Source organism: Marinarcus sediminis (SeqCode) (assembly GCF_048571275.1).
In the GTDB taxonomy this organism is placed as follows: Bacteria; Campylobacterota; Campylobacteria; order Campylobacterales; family Arcobacteraceae; genus Marinarcus; species Marinarcus sediminis.
In genome coordinates, this window is the sequence record NZ_CP182357.1 from 946,146 (window position 1) to 962,771 (window position 16,626).

The window sequence follows — 16,626 nt, forward strand, 5'->3', positions numbered from 1 at the left end:
TAAATATTCTCCATTAGAAACTACTTTCTTGTGAAAGGAATTCCTCTTTTTGTATTTACAATAAATGTTGCAAAGGCTATTACGTGTTCATTTTTTGAATTTTCAATGAGTTCTTTTGCAACATCTGAAATAGGGTGTCCACTTTCAAATATAGCTTTATACGCTTTTTTTATTGCATCGATATCTTTTCTGTCATCAAATCTTCTTCTAAGACCATTGAGGTTTAACCCTCTTAATACTGCACGATTACCTTCGGCTAAGCAAAAGGGAGGAATGTCTTGTGTTAATACAGAACCGCCACCAATCATAGCATGGCTTCCAATTTTACAAAATTGATGCACAGGAGTTAATCCACCTACGACAACAAAGTCATCAATTTCAACGTGACCAGCTAACGTTGCAACATTGGCGAATACACAGTTGTTTCCAACAATGACATCGTGTGCAACGTGAGTGTACCCCATAAAAAGGTTATTGTCCCCAATTCGTGTGATACTTCCTCCGCCTGAGGTTCCAGGGTTAAAAAGAGTAAACTCTCTGATTTTATTTTTGTTTCCAATAATTAATTCAACGTCTTCACCTGCAAACTTCAAATCTTGAGGAATGCTTCCCAATGCGGCATGCGAAAATATTTGGTTAAATTCACCGATGGTCGTTTTCCCTTCAATAAGCGTATGAGAACCCACCGTTGTACCATTACCAATTTTTACATTTGAACCAATAATGGAATAGGCACCAATGGTAACATCATCCCCAAGAATTGCACCATCTTCAACGATGGCTGTTTTATGAATGTTACTCATACTGATTATTTATCCACAACCATAGCTTTTAATTCCGCTTCGGCTACAAGTTTGTCATCAACATAGGCTTTTCCATTAAGAACAATAAGTGTGCCTCGAAGTTTCATAATTTCAATTTTATAGACCAATTTATCACCTGGTTTAACCGGAGTTCTAAATTTTGCCTTGTCGATGCTCATAAAATAAATCACTTTGTGTTGAAGCTCTTCATTGGATAAGTCATTGCTTTTAAGTGCCAATACTCCACCTGCTTGTGCCATACCTTCAAGGATTAAAACTCCAGGATAAATAGGGTGGCCAGGGAAGTGTCCCATGAAAGCGGGTTCACTTATAGAGATATTTTTAAATCCTTCAATATAGTTCCCTTTTTCCATTTGTGTAATTCGATCAACGAGCAAAAATGGGTATCTATGAGGAAGAATTTCTTGAATTTGTGTTACGTCTAACATTGATTGTCCTAAATAAGATATTAAATTTTGGGATATTCTATCTAAAAGAATATTAGAGTTCAATCAGTTTTGCGACGGTTTTGGAACTCCCGTGTTGTAAGTAGGCTCTTAAGTGTTTTGAATCGGCAAAAAATTGCTCTTTATTCATGGTGTGATACTCTGTCAAAAGATTCTCTACTGTCACTTCTTCTTGTAAAAACTCTTTGTGAATAGGCGCTTTTCCCATTTTTTCAAAAAAGATATTCGCCAGTCCAATATAGGGAAGTTTGACGAATTTTCTTCCAATAAAATAGTCCAGTTTTTTCGCAATATAACTCAAACAAAAGGGTGTGCCAATAATGGCAGCTTCAAGAGTAGCAGTACCACTGCATACAAAAGCAAAGTCCGCTTCGGCCAAACTTTCATGTGCATTTCGTGAGATTTCAAAGTGGGAAATATCACCATAAATTTTATCTATATAGGTTTGGTCAAACTTCGCAGGAATAATCAAGACCGCTTTTTTATCAGGAATTTGAAGCGCAAGCTCTTTATAAATGGGCATCAGTTTTGTGATTTCTGTTTTTCGACTTCCGGGCATGAATGCAATTTTCCCACTCTCTTGAAGTGAGTTTTTAAATTGGGTAATTTCATCAAGCAAAGGGTGACCCACATATTGGATTTTCTCTTTTTGAGTGTATATCTCTTTTTCAAAGGGCAAGATGGAACACAGTGTATCGCAATAGGCTTCTATTTTTTTAACACGCCCTTTTTTCCACGCCCACGCTTGGGGTAAAATATAATAAATGATCTCTTTGTTGGGGTACTGTTCTTTGATTTTTTTTGCCAAAGGAAGGTTAAATCCAGAGGCATCCATAAGTAAAACTTTGTCCGCTTCTTGTGCCAATGTTGCCATTTGTCTGTTGAGTTTTAAAAAGAATGGGAGTTTTTTTAGAGCGTCAATAAATCCCATGACCGCTAATTCCGTTACATCATATGTAGGAGTGCCTAAAGTTTTATCAAATATCCCAATGAGTTCAATATCTTGACTTAAATATTTTTTCAATTCAGCAAGGTGAATATTCGATGAGGTCTCCATTGCACTTACAAGTAGTTTCATAATCAGCTTCCATTCAGTTTAATTTACGCACATTATAGCAAAAGTTGCTCTTAGTAAAGCATTATCTCTTCAACATCTTCGTAGGTTTTAGCATTCACTTCAATCTCAAATTTACCCTCAGAAAGTTTGTCAATGACAATAATGGTACTTAAATCATACCGTGAAGTGACGATTTCATCTCGAATGGATAACTCATGAGCAAACTCAAGCGGATGAAACATAAGCTCTTTAACACTGAGGTATTGCATTTTAGCCATGGCATTAAATGTTTCAAGTTCAATGATTTTTACTTCGTCTCGGTTCAGATAAAAAACGCCATTGTTTGAGTACTCAACTCGACCATTCATTTTGCCATTGGCAAGTTTTGAGTAACACAAAATATACGCAGGAATCACCTCTTTATTGAGAGAAACTTTGCCACTTAAAAGCCGATAGTTGAGAATTCTTTGTTTGATAATTTTATAAGGTTTCTTCTTAAGTTCTAAGATATTTCTTTGTTGATACAAAGCCAATCGCTGTTCAATCGATTCGGGAAGAATCTGTTTATTCATGGGAGAAAACATCTCATCCATGAGTTTGTCTTGGTGCTGTCTTTGCTGTGTAAGGCCAAACAGACAACCGCAATAATTTTGTCGGTAGAGTGAGTGCTCTTTGACCACCTCTCCTTGGAGTTGAGTGCCGTTGCCACTTCTGTAATCTTTAAAGATAAACTCCATATTATGTTTAGAAGCCAATTCTTGTCCAATGGTCTCTAACTTATCTTGTGATTTTTTAGGAGAGATCAAAAGCGTTGTGGTGAATTTATCATGACCCAACTCTTTGGCTTTTTCTACACTGTTTGAGAGGCGTTCATCAAAACAGACTGTGCAACGATCCCCCTTTTCAGGCGCATTTTCTAAACCTTTGACGGCATTGAGCCATTTCTCTAAATTGTAAGGCCCTTCAAGCAGTTCAATGCCCAATTTTTGACATGAGTACTTCACATCTTGGTATCTTAACGCATATTCACTGTAAGGGTGAATATTGGGGTCATAAAAATATCCCACAATCTCTTCTTGGGGATACTCCTCTTGAATTTTCTCTAAAAAGTAGTGGCTATCAACCGAACAGCAAATATGAACAAGCAAGTATAACTCCTAAATTTTAAGACTATTATAGTAAAATTTTATATAAAAGATAAAAGGTCAATCATATAAAAAAATATTTAAAGACTGTTTTAATTTCACTTTTTTTAAGTGCGTGTGCTCTTAACCAACCCAGCATTTCTCAAAGTGCAACCATTTTAATCAAAACACCTACCATGAAATTTCATGATAAAGGGTTTATCAATAAATTCTCCAACCACACCCAAGTGCAAATCTATTCAGCAGGTAATGTGGTGTTAGATTTAGATATGTATGAACATCAAGTCTGCAAAGAGACCTTTAAATGCCAAAATATCGAACAATTCAACCGCGAAAATTTAGATGCGTCGTATCGTACCAATATCATCAAACACCTCTTTGACAGTGAAGAAAAAGAGGTGATTTTTAGAGATACTATCCATCACATTTTGATTAAAATCAGTAAAGATTAATGACTCAATTGAGGATTGACCAGTTTAAATATCTCTTGCCCCATTTCATGCATTTTTTCTTCATTCATTCGCACCGATAATCCCGAAATTCCAACCGTTCCCACAAACTCTTTTCTGGCATTAAAATAAGCAACCGCAACTGAGCATAACCCAAACTCATGCTCTTCATTGCCAATGGCATACCCTCTTTGTTTAATCACTTCAAGCTCTTTTTGCAACTTTGAAACACTTGTGATGGTGTTATTCGTATAGGCTTTAAGTGTTAAGGTGTTTATATCCAGCTCTTTAAACGCCAAAAGCACTTTTCCAAAAGCATTGGTGTGTAAAGGTGCATGAAGTCCAATGGAGTTTCCTGTTTTTAAAACCCGATTGGATTTATCCACTTGATTGAGATACAGCACCGCATTGCCATCTAAAATCCCCACATAAGCGCACTCATTGGTTAAAAAAAAGATTTTATCCAATAGCGCTTGGGTTTTGAACACAATTTTATTGCGATCATCTTTTTCGATGATTTTGCGCATCAAATCGCTGATAATAATCTCTTTGGTGTTGTTTTTGTACTCAATAAAATCTTCACTCATTAATGTGGTTAACAGTCGCGACATCGTACTTTTATCAATATCAAGTTTTTGGCATAAAACATTGGCGGTCAGAGGTTTTGAGGCAATCATAATCTCTTTTAAAATCGATAAACCTTTGGTTAATGATTTGTTTTGGTTTTGCACAGTCACTACTTCTTAATGATTTTTTTAATAGTAACATCTTTTCGTTAAATAAAATGGGTTTTGAAGCTTAAATTTAACTTATGAGCCATTTAAAAATTAAAATAGGAGCAAAATTATCCTATTTTTATCAATTTTTCTTTTGTATGTTGAAACAAATCAATTTTTTTTTCTCACTATGTGAAACTTGTTTTTTTATAAACTCTACAGCTACCACCAAATAGAGTCTACAGACTTTATTAAATAATTCTTAACTTTGATTCTTAGCAAAAAACTTTGGTTTGAGTTTATTTTATGTATGGATTAATTCGGAATCATTTTTCAAAAAAGAGCCATCTGATTTGAAAAAAATTTAAAATTTATTATAAAGGTAAAAAGTATGACTTCATCAATTATAGATTTGTCAAAATTGACAGCAGATGATGATTTGACACCAGTGCTTGGTGGTTACTGGCCTGGAATTCAAATATATTATCCTCCTATTAAGTTTAATCCACTTGATGGAACTTATGAAACAATGGAACAAGCAAAATATCGATTACAAAAACATGCGTATAAAACAAAAGCGCACACACTTCTTTTTGACTTAGAAGATGGGTGTCGAATGAAAGAGATGTCACGAACTCTCTTAATTGAAGAGTTGCCAAAATTTCCTGAGCGAGATTTTCAAATTGCCGTTCGTATTAACCCTTTTAGAACAGAAGAGTATGAACAAGATTTGAAAATGTTAAAACAGATTCATAAATATATCGATGTGATTGTTTTGGCAAAAGCAGGTGAAGTGTATGGCGATGCCGAGATTCGAGATTTATCGTCTTGGTTGGTTTCTATTGGAAGTAATTTAACCATACAACCCATTATTGAGCACCCAAAATCGCTTCAAATTGCCGATAAGTTAATGAGCCATTCAACGGTTAAACACGTTGTGTTTGGAATTCATGACTTCTCAAAAGCGATGGCGTACAAAATCACGCCAGAGAATTGGATTGATGAGTTAGAGACATTCTTTAATATGTTAACCATGGAAGCCAGAATTCAAGGTAAAGGGGTGATTGGTGGGGTTGAAGTTTTATTGACACCCAACTCATTGCCCGATTCATGCGTAGAGAAAAAAGAGATCAGACGATGGTTGGATTTGCATGGCGATGAAGCTTCACGACATGTCTATGCTCATGCAAAAAGAGAGACAGCCATGGGATTAACAGGGAAACAAGTTATCACGCCAAATCATATCAATATTTGTAAAGTGGCGTTTACTCCCTCACCCAATGAGTTGGCAAAAGATATCAGTATCTTAAAAGCTGCCATTGAAGCCGATGCTCTTTTAAGTGGAGCCATCAGATACAAAGGTGAAATGTTAGACCCGCCGATGTTTGGGAAATCGTTGCAAAATATTTTAAGAGCCTATGCGTTAAAAAGTTTAAAACAAGAGGATCAAAATTTTGCACTGGAGGTGTTGTCAAAGATGCCATTGCATACGTTTAAAGAGAACTGGCCATTTGGTCAAATATAAGGTGTCGAAAATGAAATTACAAGAGTATCCACAATTACAAATTGAAGTACCCGAATTTTTAAATATTGGTGTGGCATGTACCTCTAAACATTTGGGAACACCTAAAGAGAGTGCGACTGCTATGATTATTGAAGACAGTGTGTTAGGAACAAGTCAAATCAGCTATAAAGAGTTGGCTCAAAATTCAGATAAATTTACCAACTTTTTATACTCCATTGGTTTAGATGTAAGAGACAGAGTCTTGATTTGTTTGAAAAACTCATTGGCCTATCCAATTTCGTTTTTTGGAAGTTTGAAAGCAGGCATCATTGCCGTACCTACTTCAACGCTGTTAAGTGGTTCAGAAGTGAAGTATTTGGCAACCGATTCACAAGCCAAAGCGATTGTTTTATCGGCTTCAATGTATGCCAATTTGTTGCCTTATTTAGAAAATGTTGATAACTTAAAACATATCATCATTTCAGGTATCAGCAATATTTCTGAACTTAAAAAACCCAATGGGATTAATATTTACAGTTTGGATGAAATTTTAGCTAACGCAAGCAGTGAAGTGAAACACTACAACTCAAAATCGGGTGAACCAGCCTATTTGGTCTATACCTCTGGAACAACTGGTTTTCCAAAGGGTGTTTTACACTCTCACCGTTCATTAGTAGGACGTGAGCCTGCCCGTGAGTTTTGGTTTGACTTTAAACCAAACGACCGAATCATGCATTCGGGAAAATTTAACTGGACGTATGTATTGGGTTCAGCGTTGATGGATCCTTTGTACAAAGGTCACACAGTCATTGCCTATGAAGGGGAAAACGATGCAAAGAGTTGGGTTGAGTTAATCAAAAAACACCAATGTACGATTTTTATTGGTGTACCAACGATTTACCGACAAATCATACAAAAGACCGATTTTACAATCGAAGATTGCCCAAGTTTAAGACACTGCATGAGTGCAGGAGAGCACCTTTCATCTGAAATGGTAGGGCTTTGGCAAGAGCGATTCAAACAAGATATTTATGAAGCCATTGGAATGAGTGAGTTCTCTTACTACATTTCACACTCAAAATATCGACCAATACGACCAGGAAGTGCAGGTTTTGTTCAACCAGGTCACACAGTGAAATTATTAAACCCAGAGACTCTTGAAGAAGTTGGGGTTGAAGAAGAGGGGATGATTTGTATTGGAATCGATGACCCCGGATTGTTTTTAGAGTATTGGAATTTAGAAGAAGATACCGCTAAAGTGAAACGAAATGGATACTTCTTCACAGGCGATTATGCCAAAAAAGACAAAGACGGGTATATTTGGTTTGTGGGAAGAAAAGATGACATCATCAATACCTTTGGTTTTAGAGTCAGCCCTCATGAAATTGAAAGAGTGATGAAAACCCATGAAAAGATTGCCGATTGTGTGGCCTTGGGAATTAATATTGATGCAGAAAAAACGATTGTTGCCATTGCCATTATTGGAAACGGTGAAATCAGTGCAGAAGATGAAGCCCATATTTTAAAGTTTGGTCAAGAGAATTTGGCGAAATATAAAGCACCCAAACAGATTCATGTATTAAAAGAGTATCCAAAAACAAAAAACGGAAAAGTGTTACGAAAAGATTTGATGAAACTCATTGATAAACGCAATGTTGAGTTGGATAAATTTAAGTCAGAAGAGTATCGCGCCAGACGTTCAATGATGTTTGTACCAGCATACAATGAAAAAAATGTGCAACGAGCCAGAGGCTTACTTGCCGATGCCATTATTTTAGACTTAGAAGCCATTTTACAAGAACAAAAAGCACCTGCGCGAGCTTTGATTAAAAAAGAGTTTGAGAAAGATTCAAGCTTTGGAAGCAGTGAAAAAATTGTTCGAATGAATAAACTTGATAGTGATGAAATTGCTAAAGATATTGAACTCATTCAAGGCTTAGATATTGATGCCTTGTTGTTTTCATGCATTGAAAGTGGAAGTGATGTGTTAAAAGCACACGCCATTATTGAGCAAGTCAATCCAAAATTGGAGCTTATGGTGATGATTGAATCGCCGTTGGGTGTGTTAAACATTCAAGAGATTTGTGCTGCAAGTGAAGCGTTGAAGTGCGTATTAATTGGGTCAAATTCGTTGGCTCAAAAATTACAAATCAATATCAACAACGGGTCAAAAGCGATTTTTCACTATATGTCTCAAATTTGCTTAGCTGCACGAGCGTATGGAAAAGTGGTTATTGATGGCCCACATTTTGATGTGGCCAATGAGTTCTCTTGTGAAGCCAGTGCAAAAGATGCCTTTGCTTTAGGTTGCGATGGGAAAGCGGTGCTTCACCCCATTCAATTAGAGTATGTCAATGACATATTTACCCCTAAAAAAGCAGAAGTTGAAGAGGCAAAAGAGATGATTACCGCCTTTGAAAAAGGGTTACGAGAGGGTCGAGAAGTGATTAAATTTGGGTGCAACTTGATTGATAAAACACGAATCAACTGGGCACAACGAGTCATTACACTCTATGACAGATACCGAGAAATTGGTAAAAACCCATTTTAAAAGGAAACGGTATGGCAAAAATAAGCAATAAAATAAACCAAGGAAACTATTTTGAGGATTTTTCACTCAATCAAAAAATAGTTCACCCGCTTCCACGAACAATCAGTGAGGGTGATGTGTCGTTGTACATTGCTCTTACGGGAAGCCGATTTGCTTTACATTCAAGTGATGAATTGGCAAAAGATTTTGGGTATGAAAAACGTCCATTGGATGATTTACTCATGTTTCACTTAACCTTTGGGAAATCGGTTCAAGACATCTCTCTTAATGCCATTGCCAATTTGGGTTACGCTGAGGTGAGTTTTCCAAACCCTGTGTTTATAGGAGATACGGTCAGACTTGAAACCACAGTCATTGGGTTAAAAGAGAACTCAAACGGGAAAAGTGGAAATGTCTATGTTCACTCAATTGGTTACAACCAAAAAGGGCAAGAGATATTAAATTTAAAACGTTGGGTGATGGTACATAAAAAAAATCCTCAAACCGTTTTAGGACTGAACAGTGTGCCAAGTTTTGAAAAAACAACGCCATTGCCAAAAGAGTTGAATATTCCAACGGTTAAAAGTGTGGACAAGCAACTCACTGGTGGAGAGTTTGTTTGGGGCGATTATGAAGTGGGTGAACGACTCAATCATATTGAAGGTATCACCGTAGATGACAGTGACCATACCTTGGCAACCAAGTTGTATCAAAACAATGCCAAAGTGCATTTTAATGATCACATGATGAAACAAACGCCCATGAATGAACGACTCATGTATGGCGGTCATGTTATCTCAATGGTGCGAACCATTTCGTTTAATGGTTTACAAAATGCCCAATGGATTGTGGCCATCAACAGTGGTGCACATGCCAACCCAACGTTTGCAGGCGATACGATTTATGCCTACAGTGAAATTGTAGAAAAAATTGATACACCAAGAGATGACATTGGGTTATTACGTATTCGAACCGTGGGATTGAAAAACATCACACCGCAAGAAGTTGAGTCGCCGTTTGAAGAGGACGGCAAATATAAAAAATGTGTGGTTTTAGACTTAGACTACACGGTTGCAATTTTAAAATAATTAATAACAATACATAAAGGATATAGTATGACACACCCAAATGAAGCACTGTTTGATTCAGGAAAAAGTTTACCGATTATTCCCTCTTGTGAGCACTTTGCAGGAAGCGAAAAACTGATTTTAAAAGCATTTGAAATGCAAAAAAAACTCGGACCCGTTTTTGACATTACGTGTGATTGTGAAGATGGAGCAGAGACAGGTAAAGAAGTAGCCCATGCACAAATGATTGTTCGAGTGGTAAACTCAGATGCCAACCCGTATGGCATGGCTGGTTGTAGAATTCATGACTTTGACCACCCCGATTGGCGACAAGACGTTGATATTTTAGTGCTAGGAGCAGGTGAAAAATTGGCCTATATTACACTGCCAAAATCAACCTCATACGAAGATGCCAAAACACAAGTTGAGTATATTCAAGCAAAATGCAAGGAAGCGGGTATCAGTCGAGAGATTCCCTTGCACATTTTAATTGAGACACATGGGGCATTACGAGACGTAGAACTTCTTGCAACACTGCCTTGGGTACAAGTGCTTGATTTTGGACTCATGGACTTTGTAAGCGGATACCAAGGGGCAATTGCCGCTTCTAATATGAGAAGCCCTGGGCAGTTTGACCATAAATTGATTTCGAGAGCCAAAGCCAATGTATGTCAAGCGGCATTATCAAACCATGTGATTCCTTGCCATAACGTCACACTGGATTTAAAAAACCCTTACCAAACCTATAAAGATGCGGAACGAGCACGAAATGAGTTTGGATTTATGAGAATGTGGTCGATTTATCCAACGCAAATTCAAGCGATAGTGGATGCTATGAAACCAGATTTTACCGAACTTGAAGCCGCACAAAACATTTTAATAGCTGCACAAGATGCAGAGTGGGGCCCAATTCAGTATGATGGAGAGTTGCATGATAGAGCGACCTATCGATATTTTTGGGAATTGGTTCAAAGAGCCAAATACTCAGGAACCAAACTTCATGATGAGGTGGAGAAACGATTCTTCTCATAATCTTAGAGTGAATACATAAGAAAAAAATTTAAAGAAAATTTTTAGAAAAAGAGGTTATTCTCTTTTTCTATATTATTAGAAAGGACATACAATGAAACAACTGATTCAAACAGTCGTCATGCATCTCGCCGTCGCCCTGGGCTTAGTCAAGGTCGTCAGAATGGAAGAGTATAGTAGGCGCTGCTGAAAGTTAAAAAAATTTAAAAACTAACAGAGACTCTTTTCTCAACTACTACTATACACAAATCTTCCAATACAACTCAACTGTAAAACTTCTGTTAAATATATAACACAAGGTTAATATTATGAACAAACATACATTTTCATTAGAGGATTTAAAAGATTATTTAGGTTTTGGTGTTGCAGGCAACTTTGCAAATCATTTAGGTGAAGCAGGGGAAGCCAATGGTTTTTCTCAAATTCAAACAAAAGAGAAAGATGCACCCAAAGGGCTTTTCCCTTTTTACATTCCAAAACACCCCAGTTTTTTAGGAGAATTTCCTATATGTAACAATACGATTAATCACAATGATATTGAACAACTTCAAGTTGAAGCCGAAGTTGCTTTGATTTGTGATTTTAAGTATAAAGAGGGAAAGTTATTGGACATCACCCCTCAGTATTTCAGTGCATTTAATGACTGTTCCAATCGTATTCAAAACGAGAGTAAACTCAGCACCAAAAAGAATTGGGGCAGAGCTTCCAAAGGGATTTCTCCTGAGTTTATTAAAATCGATGAATTCACACCCGAAGGGATTTTAGACAAATTTCACATTGCTTCGTTTGTACGACGAGATGGGATTTTACAAGATTACGGGACACAAAGCGCTGTTAATTCGTACTCCTATTTTTTTGAACAATTAAAAACATGGATGATAGAGAAATTCAACGCTCAAGAGGATTGTGGACCATTAGAAAAGTTGCCTCCATTGATTCAAAACATTGAAGGCAAAAAAGGTTTGCTTATAGCTGCAGGAGCTACGGCATACACCGAGTTTGGGAAAACCCACTTTTTAAAAAAAGGGGATGAAGTTTTTATTTATGTATATAACGCTCACTTCCACTCTTATCAAGACATCATCAACGACATGTCAGGGAGTGATGTACACCTTTCTCAATGCAGTAAGTTACATCAAATTGTAGAGTAATACGATTACTTTGTCCCCTAAATTTATGAGGGGATAAAGTATGGTTGAGCTGTTGGTTGAGAGACATACGATCTTTACTCACTTTTTTGATACCATACTGCTACTAATTTATGTTAGAATTACTGTATAAGTATAAAGGAGCGTAAAATGGTCAAGTCAAAGTATAAAAGTTTTGGTAATAAACTTTTAGTTTATATATTAGGAACGACATTCATAACGTTTAGTTTGACAATATTTTTTGTGACTAAATTCTCTTATGAAACCGCACAAACGGATGTTCAACATCTCATACAAGAAGCTTCTGGAAAATATTCAGCAGAGATTCAAAGTAGGGTCAATCAAACCATTGTGATAGCTAAAGCAATGGCACTTAAATTTGAAGAGTCCCTTAACACAGGTGCAAAATTAGATGAGAAAGAGACGTTAGCGTACATCAAATCTTTATTAAAATACAATGATGACATCTCAGGATTTTGGTTTAAAATCAAAGAAAAAGAGCTTCTTTTTAAGGAGAATTTGGACTCAAAGTCTCAAAATGGATATGACAAATCGGGTCAATTTAATCCCTATATTATTAAATCAAAGGGAAGCATAAAGATTCAAACAGGTGCGCTTTATAATGAAGAGGATGATTGGGTAGGTGGCCCTAAAAAAGCAGGGAAAACATATATTACTGAACCCTATTTGTATGATGTAGATGGTCAAAAAGTCTTAATGACAACAATTGGTATTCCGATGTATCACAATGGAGAATATTTTGGGGTCTGTGGTGTTGATATTGGCTTAGATACACTGAATAAAATGACCGATTCGGTTAATATTTTTGAGCATGCTTATGCTTTTATTATTGACAGCCATGGCATTATTATCAGTCATCCCAACAAAACGTTACGAACAAAAAAAGTGGTTGACGTTGCAAAGAATGATGCAGATTATATAAAACTTCTTGAAAACTCAAAAGAGAACAAAGATACGCAGTTTATGAAAGTTTCTTATGAAGACAAGTTAGAATCATTGTATTATGCTAAACCATTCAGTATTGTTGATACAGGAACTAATTGGACTTTTGTGATTAACGCACCCAAAAGAGAGTATTTGGCTGATGCCAATTTTATCAGAAATTTTTCCATTACGGCGTCCATTGTTTGTTTGATTATTATAGCGATAATCATCTTTTTAATTGTTCGCAAACTCAATTATAATCTCGAATCCATTTCTACGGGATTGGCCTCATTTTTCAGCTATTTAAATAAAGAATCCAGCAACACAGAAGAGATCAAACTTATATCCAATGATGAGTTTGGGAAAATGGCAAAAGAGATCAATGACAATATTGATATCATAAAAGTCTCCATTGAAAAAGACAATAAACTCATTGATGAAGTCAAACTCATTGTGAATAAAGTAAGTGAGGGGTATCTTGATGGGCAAATTAATGCTACAACAACGAATGATTCCTTGAATGAATTAAAAAACCTTTTAAATGATATGTTGCTTAATCTGCAAACTCTTATTGGTAAGGACTTAAATGAAATCAGCGATACGTTAGCAAAATATACCCAAAGAGATTTCACGGCCAAACTCAATGTTCAAAAGAGTGGTAAAATAGGTAAAGAACTCATTAAAATGAATGAAATGATGACCGATATGTTGCAAAGCAGTCAAAATGATGGACTTTCATTAAGAAAAAGTGCCGATGAACTCAGCAGCAATGTGGGAACACTCAGTAAAAATGCTACCGAACAAGCTGCTTCACTGGAAGAGACTGCTGCCTCTATTGATGAAATCACAGGTAACATTCAACAAACAAGTGAAAAAGCACAAGAGATGTTAAATGTCTCTACGCATACGAAAACATCGGCAAATGAAGGTAAAGGTTTAGCCAACGATACCGTAAAAGCAATGGAAGAGATCAATGAAACCGTACAAAACATCAATGAAGCAATCTCTGTTATTGATCAAATTGCATTCCAAACCAATATTCTCTCTCTTAATGCCGCCGTTGAAGCTGCCACTGCAGGAGAAGCAGGAAAAGGGTTTGCCGTGGTTGCACAAGAGGTAAGAAACCTCGCAGCCAGAAGTGCAGAGGCTGCAAAAGAGATTAAAGAGTTGGTTGAAAATGCCACGGTTCGTGCCAATAATGGGAAAGTAATCAGCAGTAAAATGATTGAAGGTTTTAATCAATTAGAACATAAAATTGAAACGACAAATAATTTAATCGATGATGTCTCCAATGCGGCAAAAGAGCAAACCGTTGGGATGACACAAATTGCTGATGCCATGAATCAATTGGACAAATTCACGCAAGAAAATGCCGCCATTGCAGATAAAACCAATGACATTGCCAAACAGACCAATCTCATTGCGCTTGATGTGGTGAAAAATGTCAACAGAAACAATTTTGAAGGTAAAAATTTAGAGGTTCAAACTTCTGCAACTGTTGCAACCGTAAAGCCAACAAAAACAGTGCCAAAAAGCTCACCCAATGTGGCTTCTAAAAGCCCGATAAAAAAAGAGGAAGAGGTTGATGAGTGGGAGAATTTTTAAATTCTCCTACGAAGTTGTGAAGGGATAAATCTTTCATTTTTTTACTCTTCTTGGTAAAAACCCATGGGAAGTTTGAGTTAAAAAACTCAAACTATAACTCTTGTGGCTCTCCAAAATAGTACCCTTGTGCGTAATCGATTCCTATTTTTTTAACCATATCATAGACATTTTGAGAGTGAATATACTCAGCAATGGTTTCAATTTGCATTTTACGCGCAAACTCTAAAATGGTTTGAGTAACCAATTGAGAGTTTTTATTCGTATCAATATCTTTAATCATCGAAGCATCGATTTTAATGTAATCAACTTTGAGTTTCATGAGGTATTCAAAGTTTGAGTACCCTGTTCCAAAATCGTCAATTGAGATTTTAGCCCCATAACTTTTGACTTGATTGATAAACTCTAATACCTCTTCAAAATTTTCAATGCCTTCTGACTCAATGATTTCAAAAACCACTTGATCGCCCAGTTGATACTCTTTGAGTTTGGCTAAAATGGTTTTATGCACCATCTCATTTAAAATATCTTGTACGGTGATATTAATAGAGACTTGATAGGGCAAATCTTTAAATTTGTCAAAAGTTTTATCCAACATAATGCGTGTCAATTCAGGATAGAGTTTATTCTTTTTTGCCAAATCTAAAAAGTGAATTGGTGAGATGTAATCGCCATTGTCATCTTTGATTCGCATGAGTGCTTCATACTTGACTATCTCTTTTGTTTGTGTGTTTACGATGGGTTGAAAAAGTGGCTCAATTTGGTTTTTGTAAATGGCTTCTTTGATTTTATGCGACCACTTTAAATTTTGTTCATACTCATGTTCAATGTTCATGGCAGATTCATAAACCAAATATTTTTTCTTTTTCTTTTTGGCTATTTTCATGGCAATGTCTGCATTATTCAACAGATAGTTTGTTCCAAAAGCAATCCCTAATGTGGCATTGATAAATATTTCAGAGTTATTGGCTCGGTAAATGTGGTTTGCAATTAAATCATTGAGTTGTACTGCAAAAGAGTTGATCTCTTCATAATCCAAATCGGCTTTGTAATAGATGGCGTACTCATCGGCATGAAGTTTGTATAAAATGGCATTGATAGGAATGTTGTTTTTTAATAAGTCAGCGGTATTTTGTAAAATTTCATCACCTACATCTTCTCCATACAAATCATTGATCTCTTGAAACTTATCAATGTTTAAAATCATTAAAACGGCATTCTCTTTATCATTGATTTGTTCAAGCAATCGTTTACGATTGGGCAAAGCGGTGAGTTCATCGTTGTAGAATTGATACTCCAACGAGTCCAACATATTGTTAAAGACTTTTTGCATGGAGTGAATCTCTTGAATATCATGTTCTATCATGACTCTTTGAGTGATATCTTTATTGCTTGAAATTTGATTGACACTGTTAATAAACTTTTTAATGGGTTGAATTAAATATTTGTCCAGTCGCACAAACAAGGCAATAAATATAACAATGGAAAAAGTAATCACAAAAAGAATAAAAAAGTTAATAATAGAGGCCAATGAAACTTGTAAATCTGTAATAGGATAGGAAATATCAATGACACCTAAAACCTTGCCTGCTTCTGTTTGAGTGTGGCATTTAAGGCACTCATCTTGTGCGACTACAGGGTAGTAGTATTTTATGGTTGAGTCCCCAATTAAATTAAAACTCTCTTCATTTGTAAGTGCTTTATGTACAAAAGGGTTTTGATTTCTGATTTGTAAATCTTTTTGAATTTCTCCAAATTGTTTGGAGACCTCTTCGCTTCTGTAAATATTTATCACCATATGTTCGTCAATTCCATTGAGCTCTTCAATAATCGAAGCCAAATCACTTTTTGTCCACCCTTTAGACATGCTTGAATAGAGTGCTTGAAAGACAAATTTTGTGGTTTTTTTGGCATCAACTTTGACCAATCTTTCTAGGGCAGCCTCTTTTAAAATGTTCGCATAAATCAGAGCAAAACCAAGCATAATGACTAAAGTAATTGAGATACTTTTTATGATGAGTTTTTTGTAAGTAGTTGTTTTTGTCATGCACTCTCTTTATACTGTTTCTAAATAAAAGTTTAAACTATTAATTAAATATATATTTTTAAATGAACGAAAATTATATAGTATATTTGCTTTAAAGTAGGATTTTTGTATCATATA

At 36.0% G+C, this 16,626-nt stretch carries 13 protein-coding genes; 7 read left to right on the forward strand and 6 right to left on the reverse strand.

All coding sequences use genetic code 11. The features are described 5' to 3' along the window. Positions 1 to 20 precede the first annotated feature (20 nt). Genes lpxA through ACNI3C_RS04895 form a run of 4 tightly spaced genes read right to left on the reverse strand, consistent with a single transcriptional unit; the run spans position 21 to position 3,475 of the window. Entirely contained in the window at positions 21 to 803 is a 783-nt protein-coding gene (gene lpxA, locus ACNI3C_RS04880) for an acyl-ACP--UDP-N-acetylglucosamine O-acyltransferase (protein WP_419771128.1), read from the reverse strand. 5 nt (positions 804 to 808) lie between these two features. Then, positions 809 to 1,252 carry a 3-hydroxyacyl-ACP dehydratase FabZ gene (gene fabZ, locus ACNI3C_RS04885; RefSeq protein WP_419771129.1) on the reverse strand — a complete coding sequence of 148 codons (444 nt, stop codon included), beginning with the start codon at positions 1,250 to 1,252 and terminating at the stop codon, positions 809 to 811. 52 nt (positions 1,253 to 1,304) lie between these two features. After that, complete coding sequence (lpxB, locus tag ACNI3C_RS04890; protein ID WP_419771130.1) at positions 1,305 to 2,348, reverse strand: lipid-A-disaccharide synthase; 1,044 nt, start codon at positions 2,346 to 2,348, stop codon at positions 1,305 to 1,307. Positions 2,349 to 2,398: 50 nt separating this feature from the next. Next, entirely contained in the window at positions 2,399 to 3,475 is a 1,077-nt protein-coding gene (locus tag ACNI3C_RS04895) for an epoxyqueuosine reductase QueH (protein WP_419771131.1), read from the reverse strand. 173 nt (positions 3,476 to 3,648) lie between these two features. Here ACNI3C_RS04895 and ACNI3C_RS04900 point away from each other — a divergent pair, with 173 nt between their 5' ends. Continuing rightward, on the forward strand, positions 3,649 to 3,924 hold the full coding sequence (locus tag ACNI3C_RS04900) for a hypothetical protein (RefSeq protein ID WP_419771132.1): 276 nt from the start codon (positions 3,649 to 3,651) through the stop codon (positions 3,922 to 3,924). On the opposite strand, the gene ACNI3C_RS04905 is transcribed toward ACNI3C_RS04900, so the two are convergent. Continuing rightward, the gene (locus ACNI3C_RS04905; protein WP_419771133.1) at positions 3,921 to 4,652 is read right to left on the reverse strand and encodes an IclR family transcriptional regulator; all 732 of its coding nucleotides are present in this window, start codon (positions 4,650 to 4,652) and stop codon (positions 3,921 to 3,923) included. The two genes, ACNI3C_RS04900 and ACNI3C_RS04905, sit on opposite strands and share 4 nt — an antisense overlap. A 376-nt stretch (positions 4,653 to 5,028) precedes the next feature. Between ACNI3C_RS04905 and ACNI3C_RS04910 the strand changes: the two genes are divergently transcribed. From ACNI3C_RS04910 to ACNI3C_RS04935, 6 genes are all read left to right on the forward strand, one after another. Further along, entirely contained in the window at positions 5,029 to 6,162 is a 1,134-nt protein-coding gene (locus ACNI3C_RS04910; RefSeq protein ID WP_419771134.1) for an HpcH/HpaI aldolase/citrate lyase family protein, read from the forward strand. 10 nt (positions 6,163 to 6,172) lie between these two features. Continuing rightward, positions 6,173 to 8,692 (forward strand): aldolase/citrate lyase family protein, encoded by a 2,520-nt coding sequence (locus ACNI3C_RS04915; protein WP_419771135.1) that lies wholly within the window; start codon positions 6,173 to 6,175, stop codon positions 8,690 to 8,692. A gap of 11 nt (positions 8,693 to 8,703) precedes the next feature. Beyond that, the gene (locus ACNI3C_RS04920; RefSeq protein WP_419771136.1) at positions 8,704 to 9,759 is read left to right on the forward strand and encodes a MaoC family dehydratase; all 1,056 of its coding nucleotides are present in this window, start codon (positions 8,704 to 8,706) and stop codon (positions 9,757 to 9,759) included. Positions 9,760 to 9,786: 27 nt separating this feature from the next. Continuing rightward, a complete protein-coding gene (locus tag ACNI3C_RS04925; protein WP_419771137.1) occupies positions 9,787 to 10,770 on the forward strand; it encodes an HpcH/HpaI aldolase/citrate lyase family protein in 984 nt (327 codons plus the stop codon). Between the two features lie 305 nt (positions 10,771 to 11,075). Next, a complete protein-coding gene (locus tag ACNI3C_RS04930) occupies positions 11,076 to 11,918 on the forward strand; it encodes a DUF5718 family protein (RefSeq protein WP_419771138.1) in 843 nt (280 codons plus the stop codon). A gap of 147 nt (positions 11,919 to 12,065) precedes the next feature. Beyond that, entirely contained in the window at positions 12,066 to 14,465 is a 2,400-nt protein-coding gene (locus ACNI3C_RS04935; protein ID WP_419771139.1) for a methyl-accepting chemotaxis protein, read from the forward strand. Positions 14,466 to 14,556: 91 nt separating this feature from the next. On the opposite strand, the gene ACNI3C_RS04940 is transcribed toward ACNI3C_RS04935, so the two are convergent. Beyond that, positions 14,557 to 16,509 carry an EAL domain-containing protein gene (locus ACNI3C_RS04940; RefSeq protein WP_419771140.1) on the reverse strand — a complete coding sequence of 651 codons (1,953 nt, stop codon included), beginning with the start codon at positions 16,507 to 16,509 and terminating at the stop codon, positions 14,557 to 14,559. Positions 16,510 to 16,626: the final 117 nt, after the last annotated feature.